This is a genomic window from Streptomyces sp. NPDC006529 (assembly GCF_040611795.1).
GTDB lineage: Bacteria > Actinomycetota > Actinomycetes > Streptomycetales > Streptomycetaceae > Streptomyces.
In genome coordinates, this window is record NZ_JBEXPB010000018.1 from 66,540 (window position 1) to 85,503 (window position 18,964).

The window sequence follows — 18,964 nt, forward strand, 5'->3', positions numbered from 1 at the left end:
TGAGTTGGGCCCGTCCGCGGGTCGGGCGGCGCGTCGCGTGGGCGCGGGAATTCCCGGGAAGGGAACCAACCGGTCCGGTGGATCGTCCTGGTACGTAACCTCCCATAAACAGTGCCGTGGCCGCAGGGGTTCCCCGGGCGCCGCCTCCGGCCTCCGCACGTCCCCGGGTGGGCTAAATTTGAACCTTCGTGTGCCCGTACCTGTTGGGGAGAAAAAATGACGGAAGCGATCCTGCTGGTCGGTGGGCAGGGGACGCGACTGCGCCCCGTCACGGTGAACACCCCCAAGCCGATGGTTCCGGCCGCCGGTGTGCCGTTCCTCGCCCACCAGATAGCCAGGGCCGCCGACGCCGGTGTCACGCACATCGTGATGGCCACCTGCTACCTGGCCGAAGTGTTCGAGCCCTACTTCGGTGACGGTTCCGCTTTCGGTGTCCACCTCGAATACGTCGTCGAGGACGAGCCCCTCGGCACCGGTGGCGCGATCCGCAACGCCGCCCGGCTGCTGACCGGCGGCGCCGACGAGCCCGTCCTGGTCTTCAACGGCGACATCCTGACCGGCCTGGACATCCGCGGTCTGGTCGATTCCCACCGGGCCGCCGACGCGGACGTCTCCCTGCACCTGGTGCGGGTCGAGGACCCGCGCGCCTTCGGCCTGGTCCCCACCGACTCCGAGGGGCGGGTGCTGGCCTTCACCGAGAAGCCGCAGACCCCGGAGGAGATCGTCACCGACCAGATCAACGCCGGCTGCTACGTCTTCCGCCGTTCCGTCATCGACTCCATTCCGGCCGGTCGGCCGGTCTCCGTCGAGCGCGAGACCTTCCCCGGGCTCCTCGCCTCCGGCGCCAAGCTGTACGGCAAGACCGAGGACACCTACTGGCTGGACCTCGGCAAGCCCGAGTCCTTCGTCCAGGCATCCGCCGATCTCGTCCGCGGCGTCGTCCACTCCCCGGCCGTCCCCGGCCCGCGCGGCGAGGCGCTGGTCCTCCCCGGCGCCCGGGTGGCGGAGGACGCCAAGGTTGCGGGAGGTACCGTGGTGGGTGCCGGTGCCCGGATCGAATCGGGCGCCGTCGTACTGGGCTCCATCGTGCTGGACGGCGCCACCATTGGGCCGGACGCGCACGTGACCGCCAGTCTGATCGGTGCCGGCGCCGCCGTGGGCGCGCGCACGGTGCTGGACGGCGCCGTGATCGGCGACGGTGCGCTGGTGGGGGCTGACAACGAACTTCGTGCCGGGGTGCGGGTGTGGTGTGAGGCAGAGCTGCCTGACGCCGCCGTGCGCTTCTCCTCGGACCGGTGATTGCGGCCGGGTGCACGCGTACCGACCGACTTCAGTGAGGCATAACCCTGTGATAGGCGAGCAGAAGACTCCCCGCGAGAGCGCGGCCGCGGCCGCGACCGCTTCCACCACGCTGCCCGACGCGTGGGCGCACACCCCGCTGACCGTGGTCATGCCCACGTACAACGAGGCGGGCAACCTGCCGGGCATGGTCGAGCTGCTGATGGGCCTGGACCTGCCGGGTCTGCGCCTGCTGGTCGTCGACGACTCCTCGCCCGACGGCACCGGCAAGATCGCCGAAGACCTCGCCGAGGGGCACCTCGCCGAGGACGGCTCCCCGCGCATGTCGGTCCTGCACCGCACCACGAAGGATGGCCTCGGCCGCGCCTACGCCGCGGGCATGACCAAGGCCGTCGAGGACGGCGCCCGCTACGTCCTCCAGATGGACGCCGACGGCTCGCACCCCTCCGGCAAGATCGCCGAGATGCTGGGCGTGGCCATGTCCACCGGTGCCGGGCTCGTCGTCGGCAGCCGCTACGTCCCCGGCGGCACCCTCTCCGACGCCTGGGGCGCCCACCGCAAGCTGCTCTCCCGCTGGGCCAACGCCTACGCGAGCACCATCCTGGGCACCCGCGTCCGCGACATCACGGGCGGCTTCAACATGTGGAGCGCCGAGGCGCTGCGCGCCATCGACCTCGCGTCGGTCGGCAGCGCGGGCTACAGCTTCCAGGTGGAGATGAAGTTCAAGGCGCTGCGCCGCGACTTCCAGGTCATGGAGGTGCCGATCCACTTCGAGGACCGCACCGTCGGCGAGTCCAAGATGAACCTCGCGGTCCAGCTGGAGTCCATCGCCATGCCGTGGAAGCTGCGCGCCCGCGCCGGCAAGCGCTGACCCGGTCGCACTCCGGACGCACTGCGTACGCAGCGAAGGGCCCGCGGACACCGTCCGCGGGCCCTTCGCCGTATCCGGTCGGGCACGGGCTTCTAGTTGGCCGTCACCGTGACCTTCTGGTCGTTCTGGATCTGCTTGACCAGCTGCTGCACCTTGGTCTTGTCCCAGATGAGGTTGCCGCCCCGCTCGCCGGAGATCGGCATGTTCATCGAGACGCCGTCGCCGCCGCTGATGCCCTTCATCGCGAAGAACATCTCGCCCAGGTCGAACAGGCCCATGTCCTTGTCCACGATCAGGGTGTCCAGGCCCGCGCCCAGCGTCGGGTACAGCCGGAAGGGGTTCAGGACGGTGCCCGGCGTGGCCGCCTGGTGGGCCAGGGTCGACAGGAACTTCTGCTGGTTCTTGGTGCGCGCCAGGTCCGACTCGGCGAAGGCGTAGCGGGTGCGGACGAAAGCCAGGGCCTGCTGGCCGTTGAGGGTCTGCTCGCCCGCCTTGAAGTCGGCGCCGGACTTCTCGTCCTTGAAGCCCTTCTCGATGTTCATGTCGACGCCGCCGAGCGCGTCCACGATGTTCGCGAAGCCCGCGAAGCCGATCTCCGCGTAGTGGTCGATGCGCAGACCGGTGTTGAACTCCACCGTGCGCACCAGCAGTTCGGGCCCGTCGTCGGCGTACGCGGCGTTCAGCTTCTCCCGCTTGCCCTTGCCCGCGAACTTCTTGCCGGACTGCGAGCCGACGAAGGAGGGGATCTCCACGTCCGAGTCGCGCGGCAGCGAGACCATGGTGTTGCCGCTGGAGCAGGCCGCCAGGATCATCATCGAGTCGGTCCGCTTGCCCTCGGCCGAGCCGGTGTGCAGCTTCTTCTTGTCCTCGTCGGACAGGCCTTCGCGGCTGTCGGAACCGACGATGAGGTACGTCGTGCAGTCGCCCTCCTTGGGGCGCTCGATGACCTTGGAGAGGTCGACCTCCCGGCGCACCTTGGAATCGGCCCAGAAGTAGGTGCCGACGGTGGTCACGACGAGCGCCGAGACCAGCACGATGGAGCCGATCTTGATCCGCTTGCGCCAGTCCGGGGCCGGTCCCGGGGCGCGGCCCGGCCGCCCGCCCGGCCCTCCGGGGCCGCCGGGACCCGCGGGTCCGGCCGGGCCGCCGGGGCCGTGGGGCGCGGGGGATCCGTAGACCTGCCCGGTGTTGTACCCGCTGTCGTAGCCGCCGTCGTACGACGGCTGCTGCTGGGGCGGTACGCCGTACCCGGGCGGCGCCTGCGCGGGGCGGCCCTGCTGCGGTACGGGGGGCTGCCGGCGCTGGACGTGCGGCAGGCGCTGGGCGTCCTCGGGACGCGCCTGGGCGCCGCCGCGTCCGTACCGGTCGTCGCGGTTCTCGTTCCGCCGCCCATCAGGCCAGTCATTCATGGGACAAGGATGCCTGGCCGCCGGGGGCGCGGGACAGGGCGGGCGGGGGATCGTACCGGTGCTGTTGCACAGCTGATGCATCCGCGACGGCTTTAAGGTGGCGGTATGACAGACACACCGGCCGTGCGGGACGAGCGGGGCGCGCAGACGCCCGGCAAGCCGATCTCGGCCTCGCGGACCACCCTCAGCCACATCATGACGGCCAACGACACCAATCTCCTCGGCACGGTGCACGGCGGCGTGATCATGAAGCTGGTGGACGACGCGGCGGGCGCCGTCGCCGGACGGCACTCCGGCGGCCCCGCGGTCACCGCCTCCATGGACGAGATGGCCTTCCTCGCACCGGTCCGCGTCGGCGACCTCGTGCACGTGAAGGCGCAGTGCAACTGGACCGGCCGCTCCTCCATGGAGATCGGCGTACGGGTCCTGGCCGAGCGGTGGAACGAGTCGACCCCCGCCACCCAGGTCGGCAGCGCCTACCTCGTCTTCACCGCCGTCGACGCCGAGGGCAAGCCGCGCACCGTGCCGCCGGTGATCCCGGAGACCGACCAGGACCGGCGCCGCTACCAGGAGGCCGAGATCCGCCGCACCCACCGCCTCGCCCGCCGCCGGGCGATCATGGCGCTGCGCGAGGAGAGGACGGCCCAGGGCCTGGACGCCTGAGGCGGGCGGAACGGGGTGTTCCCGGTCACTTGGGCCGTGCACCGCCTGTGGGTCCGTGGCGGATCCCCGTAAAGTGTCGCGGACGTCCGCGGCTCGTCCGGCGGACCGGAACCCGGCTCTCCTGCCCTCCTGCCTACAGTCGGCCTCGCCGCGGAGTTGTCTTCACATGTCGACCGTCACACCGCCCCCGCCCCTGCGGGAGGCCGTTCCCGCCCCGCCGGACCGCGGCCCGAGGGGACCCCGGCGTCCCCGTCTCTACGTGCTCGACGGACTGCGCCTGATCGCGGCGCTCTCGGTGGTCGCCTTCCACTGGACCGGAGTCAACATCCACCCCGAGGTCTGGGGCCAGCGGGCCCAGACGGTGATGCCGACGGCCCACCGGTTCGGGGCCTACGGCTGGATGGGCGTCCAGCTGTTCTTCCTCATCAGCGGCTTCGTCATCTGCATGTCCTGCTGGGGGCGCTCGCCGCGGGACTACTTCACCTCCCGCGTGGTGCGCCTCTACCCCGCCTACTGGGTGGGCATCGTCATCACCACCCTCGTGGTGAACTTCGCGTCCACGGTCCGCGCCGCCCGCCGCCCGATGAGCCTCAGCGACGTGCTGACCAACCTCACGATGCTGGAGCGCCCGCTCGGCGTCACCGAGGCGGACGGCGTCTACTGGACCCTCTGGATCGAGCTGCGCTTCTACCTGCTGTTCGCCGTCGTCGCGGTGATGGGCCTGACGTACCGCCGGGTGCTCGCCTTCTGCGGCATCTGGACGATCCTGGCCGTCATCACGCCCGGTACGGGCAGCAAGCTGATGGACACCGTCTTCATGCCGCAGGACGCCCCGTACTTCATCGCGGGCGTGGCCATGTACCTGATCTACCGCTTCGGCGTGAACCCGATGCTGCTCGGAGTGGTCGCCTTCTCCTGGCTGTTCGCGCAGAACCGGCTGCACATCACCGTCGGCTCCTACGAGTACGAGGTCCACCACACCCTGTCCTGGCCGGTCATGGCCGTCATCTCGGGCGCGAGCTTCCTGGTCATGCTCGCCGTCTCGATGGGCGCCCTCAACTGGATCCGCTGGAAGTGGCTGACGGTGGCGGGCGCGCTGACGTACCCCGTGTACCTGCTCCACCAGGAGCTGGGCTGGGCCATGATCCGCTGGGGCCGCGACCACGGCATCGCCCCGTACCCGCTGCTCGCGATGTGCCTGGCCGTGATCCTCTCGCTGGCCTGGCTCGTCCACCGGTACGCCGAACGCCCGCTGTCCGCGTGGCTCAAGCGGCTGCTGGACGGGGCGCGGGGCCCCCAGGGCGCGCTCCCGAAGAGCGACCCGCCGGTCCGGGCCCGCGCCTAGGGCTCCCCGGGGCGGCGGCGCCGCCCCGGGTTGGGCTCCGGCTCCACCCCTCACTTACTCTGGATCGTTGACCGATCCGGAAGGCCTGAGCAGATGACCACCAGCAGTACGGCCGTCGTGCCCGACACCGGCTCCGGACGGGAGCCGTCGGCCGCCGGACGGGCAGGGGCGGCCCGCGCGCCGCGCGCCTCCCGCTTCGACTGGGTGTGGGCGGCGCTGCTGACCTTCGCGGTCGCCACCATAGGCAGCGGCAACGCCCAGCCCTGGCGCGACGAGTTCGCCAGCTGGAACGCTGCCCTCCGCGACACCGACGACCTCCTCGGGATGCTCGGTCACGTCGACGCCGTCTCCGGTGCGTACTACCTGATCCTGCACGGCTGGGTCTCGGTCTTCGGCGACTCCGAGGCCATGCTGCGGATGCCGTCGGCCCTGGCCATGGCCGGGGCGGCGGCCTTCGTCGTCCTGACGGCCCGCCATCTCTTCGACCGCCGCACCGCCGTCTTCGCCGGGCTGCTCTTCGCCCTGCTGCCGGCCGTCTCCAAGTACGGCCAGGAGGCCCGTTCCTACGCCTTCGTCGTCCTCGCGGTCGCCGCGGCCACCTGGCTGCTGCTGCAGGCGCTCGACCGGCCCACGGTGGCGCGCTGGCTGCCGTACTCCCTCGCGGTGGCCGCGGCGGGCCTCTTCCACGTGGTCTCCCTGCTCTTCCTGCTGCCCCACGCGATGATCGTGGTGCTGCGCTGGTGGCGCGCCCGCGCCTGGCGGCTGCCCGTCACCTTCGCGGCCGCGGTCGTGGTCGGCCTGCTGCCGGTGATCCCGCTGGCGCTGCTGGGCCAGCGCCAGGTCGGCCGCCAGATCAGCTGGCTGAAGGTCCCGCACCTGCGCGGCATCGCGGACCTGTGGACCAACCTCTTCGCCTCCCCCCTGGTCGCCCTCGGCATGATCGCGGCCGCGCTGCTGCCGCTGGCCTGGAGCCGCGGCCGGCGCCCCGCCGTCGAGGCGGGCCTGGTGGCCGCCGTGCCGATCGCCGTCGCCTTCGTGATCTCGCAGGGCAGCACGTCGTACTTCCTGGACCGCTACCTGCTCTTCACGCTGCCCGCCTGGGTGGTGCTCGCCGCGGCCGGCCTGGCGGCGCTGCGGCCGCGGGTGGTCGGTGCGGCCGGTCTCGCCCTGCTGATCCTGCTCGGCGCCGCGGACCAGCGGCAGCTGCGGACGAAGTACGTGAAGGACCGCACCGACGGCCGGGCCGTGGCGGACATCATCGGCAAGGACTACCGGCCCGGCGACGGCTTCGTGCCGGTCCGGGGCGCCGACCGCGTCTACATGATCGACTTCACGGTCGAGTACTACCTGCCCCCGCGGGTCCGGCTCAAGGACGTCTTCGCCCAGCGCTCCGCGATCGCGAGCGACGACCTCTTCCCCGTCGAGTGCGACCGCCCGGTCGTCTGCCTGGACGGGACCCGGCGGGTGTGGGTCGTCACCTGGAGCGGTACGGCCAACCCGTACCACAAGCTTCCCGAGCCGCAGGAGAAGGCGCTCAAGGACCACTACAAGGTGGTCAGGACCACGAAGGCGGGCAACCTCCAGGTCAGCCTGGTCGAGCGGAACCGCTGACCGGGGGCCCGGCCTTGGCCCCGCCCCCCGCTCAGCCCCCGCACACCACCTGGTCGCCCGTCACCACGCCGAACTCGCCCTGGTAGGGGTCCTCGGCGCGGACCGGGACCACCTTCTTGTAGTCCGCGCCCGCCGTCACGATCAGGGTCCGGCCCTGGCCGGCCACCGCCCGCAGTTCGATGCCGGGCAGCGCCGCCGCCACCGTCCGCGCCGAGCGGTCCCAGCGCGGGTCGTAGGTGACCACCGTGCGCTTGACCTCGCGGCTGGCCGCGTTCCCGGGGGCGCGGGTGGTGTCGAAGCCGGTGGCCCGCAGCGCCTCGTCGACGCGGCCGCCCATGCCGTCGATCCGGGTGCCGTTCTCCACCTGGATCCGGATCTGCTGGGGGGCCACGTCCACCGGTACGGCGGCCGGCGCCGCCGCCCGCCCCGGCGCGGCGGCCGGCCGGGCCGGGGCGAGCGGGCGGTCGTCGCGCAGCGCGGCGAACACCTTGGCGGCCTTCGGCCCGTCCCACTTGACCGTGTCGCCGAGGCCCTTCACCGGGAACGAGGCGTCGCCGACCGGTACGGACGCGAACTCGGAGGAGGACGGCGAGAAGCCCCGCATCGCCTGACCCAGCGCCAGCATCTGCTCGGAGCCGAAGCCCGGGTCGGCCCGCACCGAACCCAGCAGCGTCGAGCTGACCTGCTTGAACTTCACCGGGTTCAGCAGCATCCCGCCGTTTGCGGACTGCTTGATCAGCGCCGCGACGAACCGCTGCTGGCGCTGCATCCGGCCCAGGTCGGCGGCCCCGTCCACATGGCGCGAACGGACGTACTGCAGGGCCTGGCCGCCGGTCAGGCGGTGGGTGCCGGGCTGGAGGTCGAGGCCGGTGTAGGAGTCCCGCATCGTCTTGGCGGTGCAGATCTCCACCCCGCCGATCGCGTCGACCGTCTTCATGAAGCTGGTGAAGTCGACCTCCAGGTAGTGGTCGATCTTCACCCGGGTCATGTTCTCCACGGTGCGCACGGTCAGGTTGGGGCCGCCCTCCGCATAGGCGGCGTTCAGCTTCACCGGGTGCGCGCGGTGGGTCTTGCCGGTCGAGGGGTCGGTGTGTTCGGGGATCTCGGCGTAGCTGTCGCGGGGCAGGCTCACCACGCTGGCCCGTCCCCGGTCGGCCGAGATGTGCACCAGCATGATCGTGTCGGTGCAGTGGCAGGGCGCCCCGCCCAGCTTGTAGTCGCGCTTCTGGTCGGAGCTGATCTTGTCCCGGCCGTCGGTGCCGACGAGCAGGAAGTTCACGCCGTGCCCGGCCTGGGGGCGGTTCTTCATGTCCTTGAAGGGGTCCACCCGCTCGATCCCGGTGTCCAGGCCGGTCATCACCGCGTGGCCGATCGCCCCGGAGCCCAGGACCACCACCGAGACGGTCGCCGCCAGCCGCACGCCCCAGCGCGGCGGGTGAGGGCGCCGGGCGGGGCCGCCGCGCCGGGGGCGCTGCGGTGGTGCGGGACGGGGAGAGCGGTGCGGGTGGGGCACGGGGGACACGGGGGACACCTCCGCGGCGCAAAGCAGGGGGCAGATTCGCCAGAACAGTAGGCCCATACGATCAGCGACTGACCGTACCGATCGTCCGGCGCGCACCCGGTTCCCCCGTACGCGGTAACGTGACACCGATACCCGACCTTGAAGGACCACATGCCGACCCAGCAGCCCGCCGTCTCGGTGATCATGCCGGTGCTCAACGAGGAGCGCCATCTGCGCGACTCCGTCCAGCACATCCTGGGGCAGGACTACGCGGGCGAGATGGAGGTGGTGATCGCGCTCGGCCCGTCCACGGACCGGACCGACGAGATCGCCGCACAGCTCGTCAGCGAAGACCCGCGCGTCCACACCGTCCCGAATCCCACCGGCCGCACGCCCGCCGCCCTCAACGCCGCCATCAAGGCCTCGCGTCACCCGATCGTGGTACGGGTCGACGGGCACGGCATGCTCTCCCCGAACTACATCGCCACCGCCGTGCGGCTCCTGGAGGAGACCGGCGCGCAGAACGTCGGCGGCATCATGCACGCCGAGGGCGAGAACGCCTGGGAGGACGCCGTCGCCGCCGCGATGACCTCGAAGATCGGTGTCGGCAACGCGGCCTTCCACACCGGCGGCGAGGCGGGCCCCGCCGACACCGTCTACCTCGGCGTGTTCCGCCGCGAGGCGCTGGAGCGCGCGGGCGGCTACAACGTGGAGTTCATCCGCGCCCAGGACTGGGAGCTGAACTTCCGCATCCGCGAGGCCGGCGGACTGATCTGGTTCTCGCCCGAGCTGAAGGTCCAGTACCGTCCGCGGCCCTCCGTGCGGGCGCTGGCCAAGCAGTACAAGGACTACGGGCGCTGGCGCCGCGTGGTGGCCCGCTACCACGCCGGCTCGATCAACCTGCGCTACCTCGCCCCGCCGACCGCGCTCGTCGCGATCGCCGCGGGCGCGGTGGCGGGCGCGACGCTCACCCCCTGGGCCTTCGTGGTCCCGGCGGGCTACCTGGCCGCGATCACCGCGGGCTCCGTCCCGGCGGGCCGGGGGCTGTCGCCGAAGGCCCGGGTCCGGATCCCGGTCGCCCTGGCCACCATGCACATGTGCTGGGGCTTCGGCTTCCTGACCAGCCCGCGCTCGCTGGCGGCCAAGGTCATCGCGAGCCGCCGCCCGTCGGTGCGCGAGGACGCTCCGGCGGCGCCGTAGGACGCGTTGGCACCACACGACGCAGGGGCCCGGCGGATGCGATCCGCCGGGCCCCTGCGTCGTACGGGAGCGGCTACCAGGTGAAGCCCTCCTGGATCGCCATGCACTCCTTGTCGTTGTCGCCGTTCAGCGGGCGAGCCGAGTCCGGGGCCTTGTTCAGGGCCGGGGGAGCGGCGGCCGGGGCGTCGCCCTTGCGCCAGTCCTTGCCCACGAACAGGGTGATCCCGGTGACGTCGGTGGAGCGCTGCACGGCGCCCGCGGGCAGGCCGAGCGCGGTGGCCACGGCCTGCGCGTCACCGGCCTGGTCCAGGCCCGCGTAGCGGATCACCGTGGTGTCCTCGCCGGCGACCTGGGTGTCGGACCGGGCCCGGGTGAAGCCCTTGCCCGCCAGCAGCGCGGTGACCTCGGTCGAGCGGCCCTTGACCATGGCGCTCTCGCCGTTCTTGCCGCCGGTCGCGTTGCGCACCAGGACCGGGATCTGGGCGGGCGGCGCGGCCGGGTCGGCGGCGGGCTGTGAGGGAGCGGGCGCCGCGGACGCGGCGGCCCCCGGCTGGCCCTTGCCGTCGAGGGCGACGTCGTCCCGGACCATCTTGAACAGTTCCTCGGCCTCGACCGGCTTCGGCTCGACCCGGCCCTCCTCGCGGGTGCTGTACACCCACGGCATGGTGGTCATCGTGATCCGGCCCGGGGGGACCTTCTTCAGTTCCATGCTGAGGTCGAACAGCTTGTCGATCTTGTTCAGTCCGGTGTCGACGACCATGGCCTTGATCGCCGCCTGCGCCAGGCTGTTCAGCTTCACCGGGTTGGTGAGCTTGGCGTTCTTGCGGAACTCGCGGGCCATGGAGTTCATGTACATGTGCTGGGCGTGCGTACGGCCGATGTCGGTGCCGTCCTCGAAGCCGTAGCGGGTGCGCAGCCACTGGAGGGCCTGTTCGCCCTGGATGACGTTCTCGCCCTTGGTCAGCTTCAGGCCCGAGCCGTGGCCCTCACTGTTGTGCGAGTACACGTTCTGCTGGACGCACACCGGGACGCCGCCGATGGCGTCCGCCATCGCGACCACGCCCTTGAAGTCGATCAGCATGAAGTGGTCGATCGGGATGCCGGTCAGCTCCTGCCAGGCCGCGACCGTGCAGCCGGGGCCGCCGCGGTTGAGGGACTCGTTGGTCTGCACGAGCCTCGTGCTGGCCTGGTAGACCTTGCCGTCCGTGTCGGTGCACTTCGGCATCTTGATCATCGTGTCGCGCGGCATCGAGACGACCGACATGTTCGTGCGGTCCGCGGACAGGTGCAGCAGCATCTGCACGTCCGCCAGCGGCGGCCCGTCGAAGGTGTCCCTGGCCCCGCCGAGGGCCTGGTTCTCCTTGTCGTTGCGCGCGTCGGAGCCGATGAGCAGGATGTTCAGGGGGATCTGGCCGAAGGCGTTCGGCTTGGACCCGCCGAGCTTGCTGTCGCCCAGGTTCAGCGCGTCCGTCTGGATGCTGCCGTTCATGTAGCGGTAGTACAGGTATCCGGCGCCGGCCGTCCCGAGTATGACGAAGGCCAGCACCGAGGCCACCCAGCGCAGCGCGCGTCTGCGGCCCCTGCGCGGCGGTCCCGACGGGCCGCGTCTGCGGCGGGCGCGTGCGCCCGGGCCGTCGCCGCCGGGGGTGTCGCCACCGGTGGCGTCGCCGCTCCCCGGGCCGCGCCGCCGACGGGGTACCGCGCCGGGCGCGTCACCGCTGCCGCCGGATATGCCGCCGGTGGCCCCGGAGGGCGCACCCTCCCCGCGCACGTTGCTGTGCGTCACACGTACCCCCCTCAAGATCCTGTTCGTCAGGCATTGTGCCGGTCATCGCTGTGGAGGTCCCCCGGGGGACCCGTCATCGGGCCCCGTGGGCCCCGTTATCGGGCGCAGACCGCCTTGTCGGCCTCGACCCGCTGGACGCCCTCGGGCGTCTGCTGCGGCGCCGTGAGCGACACCCCCGCCCCCTTGAAGTCCGCGCCGAGCGTGAGCTTCATCGGGGTCTTCGGCGGCGCGTCCGCCGTGCCGGGCTTCAGGGCCGCCGCGGGCAGGCCCATCATGTCGGCGAGCGCCCGGGCCTGGTCGGCCTGGTTGGGCGCGTACTCCAGCGTGGTCCGTTCGAGCTTCGCGGGCGCGTTGCCCAGGTTGCTCGACTTCTGCACGCCCTTGGAATTCTGCAGCCACGCCAGGGTGGTGGAGGCGGAACCCTGCGGCCCGCCGCCGTTGGCGACGTTCACCCGGACATCGGCGGCCGGCGCGCGGTTGCCCTGGAGCAGCGCGTCCTGCTTGTTCTTGGCGTCCGCCGCGGCGGCCTTCTCCTTCTGCTCCACGGCGGTCAGCGAGACGTCCCCGCGGATCATCTGGAGCAGCGGGTCGGCCTGCCCCGGATTGACCACCACGGTCGCCTTGACCCGCTCGGCCGGATTGTCGAGCACCGGCAGCGTGGTGAAGGTGACGTTCTTGGGGTTGATCCCCTTCAACTCCCCGGCCAGCGCGGTGAGCTGGGAGATGGAGCCCATGCCCTTGTCGACCTTGAGCGCCTTCGTGGCCGCCTCCGCGAGCGCGAGCAGCTTCTTGGGGCTGCTCAGCGTGTCCTTCGACTTCATCTCGCGGATCATCGAACTCAGGAACTGCTGCTGGGTCTTGATCCGGTCCAGGTCGCTCTCGTTGCCGAAGGAGTGCCGGGTACGGACGAAGGCGAGCGCCTGCTCCCCGTCGAGCCGGTGCTCGCCGGCCGACAGGTCCAGTTTCGAGTCCCGGTCCTTGACGGCCTTGTCCAGGCAGACCGGGACTCCGCCGACCGCGGTGCTCAGCGTCTTGACCGCGTTGAAGTCCGCCATCAGGAAGTGGTCGACCGGGATCCCGGTCAGCTCCTGCACCGTGCGCATGGTGCAGCCCGGGTCGCGGCCCTCCTGGCCGAGGCTCGTGTTGAAGCGCACCCCGCGCTCGGCGGGGATGGTCTTCGTCGAGCCGTCGCTCTGCCGCGTGGGGCAGCTGGGGATGTTGGTGATCAGGTCGCGCGGGATGGACAGCGCCGTGGCGTTCGTCCGGTCCTTGGACACGTGGAAGAGGAACGTGGTGTCCGCGTGCCCGGGGCTGTCGGAGTCGCCGTAGCCCTGGTTGCCGTCACCGGTGCGCTTGTCGGTGCCGATGATCAGGAGGTTGATCGGCTGGTCCTTCTGGAAGCCGTTGCGGCCCGCACCGAGGGTGTCGGTGGTCTGGATGTTGCCGTTCAGGTGGTCGTAGTACAGGTATCCCGCCAGCGAGCCGCCCACCAGCAGGAACGCCAGCGAGCCGCCGACGATGACCAGCCCCTTGCGCGGGCCGCGGCCGCCACCGCCGCCGGCCGTCTTGCGGCCGCCGCGCCGCCCGCTGCCCGAACCCTCGCCGCGCCGCGGTTTGGGGACCGCGGGGGAGGCGGCCGTCGGGGAGGTGGCCGAGGGGACCGCGGCGGACCGGCCCGGGCGGGCGGAACGCTGCGCGGCGCGCGGGGCCGAGAAGGGTGCGCGGGCTCTTCGCGGGGAGGTCAGGGAAGGCTGCTGCGCAGCGGAGCGGTCCAGTCGCAGCTCGTAGTCGCCCGTTCGGGGGTCGATGACCCACTGGTCGGCGGGGTCGGCTTCATCTGCTCGCCCACGGCTGTGCGCATCCACGGTTGCTCGAATCCTCCGTCGGGTGCCTCGCGACGCGCCTCCCCCCAGGCGCCCGGTCAACGATCCGGCTGCTGGTGTGCGGTCTCTGGCCAGCCCGCGCACCGGATCGCTCACCTTATCCGCCCAGTTCGCCCTCAAACCATGCTGGTGACAAATTCCACCCCCCTTATAACCGGGCAATCCCCTCAACCCGCTCGGTTCGGACACCGGCTTTTGGGATTGCTTTACCGGCAGGTAGCCCTGCCCGCCGTCGTGCCCGTGAAGGTGGGGACGGGAGAGGCGCTCGCACCGGTTCCCGTGCTCGGCGCCGGCGTCCCGCCGCCCTCGGCCGTCCCCTCGCCCGCGGCCCGTTCCCGCTGATCAGCCGGGGCGGGCGGGACCACGGTGACGGGCTGGTCCATCCGCAGCTGACGGAAGAGCCGGGCCGCCTCCGGCTCGGCCAGTTCGTCCCGGTTCGGGTCGGCGCCGTAGGGCTTGCGGGGTACGGTCAGGAAGTTGATCCGGTCGGTGGGTATGTCCCGTATGCCGCGCACCAGTTCGTACAGCCCGCGCAGCGAGGCGAGCCCCGGGTCCGTGGTCACCGAGGACGTCGCCGCGTCCAGCAGCGGGTAGAGCCGGCCCGGATTGAGCAACACCCCCTCACTCTGCACCTTCTTGACCAGCGATCCGAGGAACTCCTGCTGGCGGGCCATCCGTTCGGTGTCACTGCCGTCGCCCAGGCTGTGCCGCGCGCGGACGAACCCGAGCGCCTGCTCACCCTGGAGGACCTGCCGCCCGGCGGGCAGCTTCAGCCGGGCCTCGGGGTCGTCGATCGGCTCCTTGAGGCAGACCTCGACCCCGCCGACCGCGCCGACCACCCTCTTGAACCCGCCGAAGTCCACCACCACGTGGTGGTCGACCCGGATGCCGGTCAGCTTCTCGACCGTGCGGACCGTGCAGCCGGCCCCGCCCCACTCGAAGGCCCAGTTGAACTGGGCCAGCTGCTCCGCGGTGCGCGTCCCGTCCGGTTTCAGACAGCTCGGGACGGTCGTCATCAGGTCCCGCGGCAGCGACACCGCCGTCGCGCTGCGCCGGTCCGCGGGCAGGTGCAGCAGGATCGCGGTGTCCGAGCGCTGGGTGCCGCGGTCGTGCCCGTACTTCGCGTTCTCCTTGCCGGAGCGCGAGTCGGAGCCGATCAGCAGGATGTTCTGCGCGCCGTCCACGACGTGCACGGGGCGCTCGCGGTCGTAGCGGCGCAGCTCCGCGGCGGCGGAGGTGTCCGCCTTGATGTTGCCTTCCAGCTTGCGGTAGACCCACCAGCCGGTGGCGGCCCCCGCCAGGACCAGCAGCACCAGCCCGAGGCCGATCCAGCGCAGCAGTCGGCGGCGCCGGCGCGGGGGCGGCGTCGCGCCCGTCTCCGCACCGGTGTCCCCGGGTATGCCTGCGCCGTCGGTCACGTCCGTGTCCGTCCCTCACCGCTGGGCGACGGCCGCTCAGGGGTGGGTACGCGGCCTACGCCGATCCTGCCCCCGGGTCGCCGGGGCGGCCCGGGGGCAGGGGTCCGTACTGGGCCATGTGGGTGACAAATAGCGCGTTCCCGCAGGTGGGCGGAGCGGGTGCCGGGGCTTTGACCGGCTGCTCACGCCGTGTGCGTGACGCGCTCGCTCTCGGTCCGCTGGGCCAGCGCGTCCGGTGACAGCCGGTCCAGGTGGCGGCAGAGCACCACCGACCCGCCCGCGGCCAGCGGCGCGAAGAGGCCCGCCGACAGCCCCTCCCAGGTGTCGAAGCCCTGCCCCGACAGCAGCCGGGAGCCCTCGGCCAGCCCGAGCCGGGCCGCGTCCGCCCGGGCCAGGTCCACCAGTTCCGCGGACGACAGCGCCCGGCCCCCGACGCTCAGCGCCGCCCCCGCCGGATCGACGGGCACGAAGGGAGCGAACCGGTCGCCCTGCCCCGGCACCTCCACCGCGTAGTCCGCGAACCCCGCCGGAGGCTGCGGGAAGCGCCCGCCCAGCGGCCGCAGCGCCAGCGCCACCCGCTCACCGGAACAGGCCCGCGCCTCCTCCAGCGTGTCCGGCCCGCTCACCACGAGGTCCGCGTCGGCCGGATCCCCGCCCACCACGACCTCCACGCCGACCGAGGCGCAGGCGAGCACCCACACGGCGCTCTGCCAGTGCGCGGGCAGCAGCAGCGCGAGCCGGTCACCGGGCTCGGCGCCGAGGTCGCCCTGGAGCAGATTGGCGGTCTTGGCCACCCAATTGGCGAAGGTGGCGACGGACAATTCGACGCGCTCGCCCGTCGCGTCGTCGTAGAAGGTGACGAGGGGGCGGCCCGGATCGGCGGCGAGCGCGGATCGCAGCAGGTCGGCAGGGGTGCGGTCAGTGGTGTTCACCCGGCTCAGGCTACGCGGGGCGCTGCGCCGTACGGCGGCCATACCCCTCCCCCGTACGGAGGAAGCCACGCGCCCGGCACCCGACGATCCGTCAGTTCTCGGATGGCGGGCCGTCAGCAGCGCGTCCAGCATCCATTTATGCGTGGATTCCTTGCTTCCTCGATCGGCGTCGCGACCGCGGCCGCACTGTCCCTCCCGCTCACCCTCGCCCTCCCCACGGCGGCGGCGGCCTCGACCGCGACGGCGGCGGCCCCCGTGACCCCGGCCGCCCCGGCCGGGTCCACCCAGTCGCTGCCCCTCGTCCCGCTCACGCCCGCGTCCGACCGGGACACCGGCGTACCCGGCATGAGCGCCTCCCCCCGCCTCCCCGAGACCAAGGGCCTGCCCGCGCGCGACGTGGGGACCTTCTCCCTGGTCGGCGTCGTCTGGGACGACGCGGCCACCCAGCTGACCGGCACCGTCCAGGTCCGGACCCGCTCCGCCCGCACGGCCGCCTGGTCCGACTGGCAGGACGTCGAGACCCACAACAGCGAGCACGCCGCCGACCCGGACGCCGCCGAACGCGCCGGGGGCCGGGTCCGGGGCAGCACCGCCCCGCTGTGGGTCGGCGAGTCCGACGGCGTCGAAGTCCGCGTCCGGGCCGAACCGGGCGACCGGACGGCCGTGGCCAAGCTGCCCGCCGGGATGCGGATCGAGCTGGTCGACCCGGGCGCCGCGCCGCGGACGCCGCCCGAGGGCGACGCCAAGAACGGTTCGGCGCCGCTGGGCGACGACAAGGGCGAGACCCAGGCCGGCATCCCGGGCCTGCCCGGCATGCCTGCGCTCAGCATGGAGGCGGCCGAGTCCTCGGCGGCCAACGTGCCGCTCGCGCCGCTCGGCGCCACCTCGATCCCGGCGCTGAACAAGGCCGACTCCACCGCCGACGCCGTCCTCGCGAGCGAGGGGACGCTCAGCCCGGCGGCCCGTCCCTACATCGGGCCGCGCCCCGCCATCGTCACCCGGCGCGGCTGGGGCGCCGACGAGCGGCTGCGCGAACCGGGGTTCGTGTACACGAACACCGTCAAGGCGGCCTTCGTCCACCACACCGCCTCGGGCAACAACTACGCCTGCCGGGACGCCCCGGCGGTGCTGCGCAGCCTGTACCGCTACCACGTGGTCAGCAGCGGCTGGCGCGACATCGGCTACAACTTCGCCGTCGACAAGTGCGGCACGGTGTACGAGGGCCGGGCGGGCGGGGTCACCAAGGCGGTGCAGGGCGCGCACACCATGGGGTTCAACACGGACAGCATGGGCATCGCGGTGATCGGCACCTTCGGCAACGCGCAGCCGCCGGCCGCCGCCGTGAACGCGGTCGCGCGGCTGACGGCCTGGAAGCTGGGGCTCTTCGGGGCGAACCCGCTGTCGAAGACGACGCTCCGGTCGGGGGGCGGCAACCTGTACCGCAAGGGCACCAATGTCCGGCTGAACGTGATCTCCGGCCACCGGGACGGCTTCGCCACGGAGTGCCCCGGCCGCCTGCTGTACGGCAAGCTCCCCACCACCCGCTCCTCGGCGGCCCGCCTCCAGGGCCGCTGAACCCCTGACCGTGCCGGAGCCACGTTCCCGGCCGCGGGCCAGGCGGCCACCCTCCCGGCCCCGGTCCAGGTCCCGCCCGGCCGGGACCCTTGCCCACCCGGCTCGGGCCGGCACCTTCCCGGCCGCTGTCCGTGCGCGGGCTCGCGGTGCCTCCGGCGGGCCCTCAATCGCCGGGCGGGCTTGAGCGGCCGTCCGGGGTCGGCGACGTGCCGGCTCGGATGGCGGTCCGCAGCCGGGGCCATCCAGCCTCGCCGGCGTTTGAGGCGCGGGTCCGGGCGGAGCCCGGGTTCGGGAAGGGGCGGGGAGGGGAACGGCCCCCGCAGGGCTACGCTCGACCCATGGCCGGCCGCTTCGATCCCCTCACCCGCACCGCGATCCGCGGCGGCCGCACCCACCTCCCCGAGCCCCCGGACGCAGTCCGACCCGCCGAAGCCCACCCCGCGGCCCCGGCCGCAGCCGAAGCCCCCGCCGCAGCCGAAGGCACCCCCCGTCCAGCCCACACAGCGCGGGATCAGGGCCGGGAGCGGGTGTGGGGAGACGGCGCCGGGCTGGACATCGGGCTCATCCTCGGGCCGCTCCGCCGCGGCCCCGGCGACCCCACCTTCCGGACCGCCCCCGACGGGGCCGTCTGGCTGGGGATCCGTACCCCCGCCGGCCCCGCCACCCTCCGCGTGGCGAAGGCGACGGGCGCGGACCAGGTCAGCGGCACCGCCTGGGGCCCCGGCACGGAGTGGGTCCTCGACCGCCTGCCCGCCTTCCTCGGCGCCGAGGACGACGCCACCGCCTTCGTCCCCCGGCACCGCCTCGTGCACCTGAGCCGCCGCCGCCGCCCCGGCCTGCGCCTGACCCGGACCGGGCTGGTCCTCCAGGTCCTGATCCCCACGGTCCTGGAGCAGAAGGTCACCGCCGACGAGGCCTACCGCGCCTGGCGCCGCCTCGTGCGGCAGTACGGCGAGCGGGCCCCGGGCCCGCACCCGGACCTGTATGTGATGCCCGACGCCCGCACCTGGGCGCTGATCCCGTCCTGGGACTGGCACAAGGCGGGCGTCGACGCGAAACGTTCCGCCACCATCGTCCGCGCGGCCCGCGTCGCACCCCGCATGGAGGAGGCGGCCGCCATGGACCTCCCGGCCGCCGCCGCGCGCCTGGAGGCGGTCCCCGGCATCGGCCCCTGGACCTCCGCCGAGACGCTCCAGCGCAGCAACGGCGCCGCCGACGCCGTCACCACGGGCGATCTGCACCTGCCGGGCATCATCGGCTACTCCCTGACCGGCGACCGGGACGCCGACGACGCGGTGATGCTGGACCTGCTGGCCCCGTACGCCGACCAGGGCACCGGCCAGCGCCACCGCGCCGCCCGCCTGATCCTGCTCGGGGGCCGCACCCCGCCCCGCCGCGCCCCCCGGATGTACCGCAACGACATCGGGCTGATCTGAGGGCCGCCGGGCGCCGGGGACGGCCCCGGCCCGGC

At 72.7% G+C, this 18,964-nt stretch carries 14 protein-coding genes; 8 read left to right on the top strand and 6 right to left on the bottom strand.

Features of this window, described 5'->3' with window-relative positions:
- Positions 1–216 precede the first annotated feature (216 nt).
- A complete protein-coding gene (locus ABZY31_RS15605; RefSeq protein WP_356409915.1) occupies positions 217–1,299 on the top strand; it encodes an NDP-sugar synthase in 1,083 nt (360 codons plus the stop codon).
- Positions 1,300–1,348: 49 nt separating this feature from the next.
- Positions 1,349–2,170 carry a polyprenol monophosphomannose synthase gene (locus ABZY31_RS15610; protein ID WP_356409918.1) on the top strand — a complete coding sequence of 274 codons (822 nt, stop codon included), beginning with the start codon at positions 1,349–1,351 and terminating at the stop codon, positions 2,168–2,170.
- Between the two features lie 92 nt (positions 2,171–2,262).
- Here ABZY31_RS15610 and ABZY31_RS15615 read toward each other — a convergent pair whose 3' ends face one another.
- Positions 2,263–3,579 carry an LCP family protein gene (locus ABZY31_RS15615; protein ID WP_356409921.1) on the bottom strand — a complete coding sequence of 439 codons (1,317 nt, stop codon included), beginning with the start codon at positions 3,577–3,579 and terminating at the stop codon, positions 2,263–2,265.
- A gap of 105 nt (positions 3,580–3,684) precedes the next feature.
- Between ABZY31_RS15615 and ABZY31_RS15620 the strand changes: the two genes are divergently transcribed.
- The 3 genes from ABZY31_RS15620 to ABZY31_RS15630 all read left to right on the top strand — a co-directional run bounded on the left by ABZY31_RS15620 (position 3,685) and on the right by ABZY31_RS15630 (position 7,198).
- A complete protein-coding gene (locus ABZY31_RS15620) occupies positions 3,685–4,242 on the top strand; it encodes an acyl-CoA thioesterase (RefSeq protein WP_356409924.1) in 558 nt (185 codons plus the stop codon).
- A gap of 166 nt (positions 4,243–4,408) precedes the next feature.
- Entirely contained in the window at positions 4,409–5,587 is a 1,179-nt protein-coding gene (locus ABZY31_RS15625; RefSeq protein WP_356409927.1) for an acyltransferase, read from the top strand.
- A gap of 93 nt (positions 5,588–5,680) precedes the next feature.
- Complete coding sequence (locus tag ABZY31_RS15630; RefSeq protein WP_356409929.1) at positions 5,681–7,198, top strand: glycosyltransferase family 39 protein; 1,518 nt, start codon at positions 5,681–5,683, stop codon at positions 7,196–7,198.
- A gap of 31 nt (positions 7,199–7,229) precedes the next feature.
- On the opposite strand, the gene ABZY31_RS15635 is transcribed toward ABZY31_RS15630, so the two are convergent.
- Positions 7,230–8,618: an LCP family protein gene (locus tag ABZY31_RS15635; RefSeq protein ID WP_356410022.1), complete on the bottom strand. Its 1,389-nt coding sequence runs from the start codon at positions 8,616–8,618 to the stop codon at positions 7,230–7,232.
- Positions 8,619–8,870: 252 nt separating this feature from the next.
- Between ABZY31_RS15635 and ABZY31_RS15640 the strand changes: the two genes are divergently transcribed.
- On the top strand, positions 8,871–9,899 hold the full coding sequence (locus ABZY31_RS15640) for a glycosyltransferase family 2 protein (RefSeq protein ID WP_356409932.1): 1,029 nt from the start codon (positions 8,871–8,873) through the stop codon (positions 9,897–9,899).
- Between the two features lie 73 nt (positions 9,900–9,972).
- On the opposite strand, the gene ABZY31_RS15645 is transcribed toward ABZY31_RS15640, so the two are convergent.
- From ABZY31_RS15645 to ABZY31_RS15660, 4 genes are all read right to left on the bottom strand, one after another.
- Positions 9,973–11,685 (bottom strand): LCP family protein, encoded by a 1,713-nt coding sequence (locus ABZY31_RS15645; protein ID WP_356409935.1) that lies wholly within the window; start codon positions 11,683–11,685, stop codon positions 9,973–9,975.
- Between the two features lie 95 nt (positions 11,686–11,780).
- Positions 11,781–13,550, bottom strand: a complete 1,770-nt coding sequence (locus tag ABZY31_RS15650) for an LCP family protein (RefSeq protein ID WP_356409938.1) — start codon at positions 13,548–13,550, stop codon at positions 11,781–11,783.
- A 224-nt stretch (positions 13,551–13,774) separates the two neighbouring features.
- Positions 13,775–14,986, bottom strand: coding sequence for an LCP family protein (locus tag ABZY31_RS15655; protein WP_356409940.1), 1,212 nt, complete (start codon positions 14,984–14,986; stop codon positions 13,775–13,777).
- 182 nt (positions 14,987–15,168) lie between these two features.
- Positions 15,169–15,918 (bottom strand): TIGR03089 family protein, encoded by a 750-nt coding sequence (locus ABZY31_RS15660; RefSeq protein WP_356409943.1) that lies wholly within the window; start codon positions 15,916–15,918, stop codon positions 15,169–15,171.
- 138 nt (positions 15,919–16,056) lie between these two features.
- Between ABZY31_RS15660 and ABZY31_RS15665 the strand changes: the two genes are divergently transcribed.
- Both ABZY31_RS15665 and ABZY31_RS15670 read left to right on the top strand, forming a co-directional pair.
- On the top strand, positions 16,057–17,493 hold the full coding sequence (locus tag ABZY31_RS15665) for a peptidoglycan recognition protein (protein ID WP_356409946.1): 1,437 nt from the start codon (positions 16,057–16,059) through the stop codon (positions 17,491–17,493).
- 338 nt (positions 17,494–17,831) lie between these two features.
- Positions 17,832–18,929, top strand: coding sequence for a DNA-3-methyladenine glycosylase 2 family protein (locus tag ABZY31_RS15670; protein WP_356409949.1), 1,098 nt, complete (start codon positions 17,832–17,834; stop codon positions 18,927–18,929).
- Positions 18,930–18,964 lie beyond the last annotated feature (35 nt).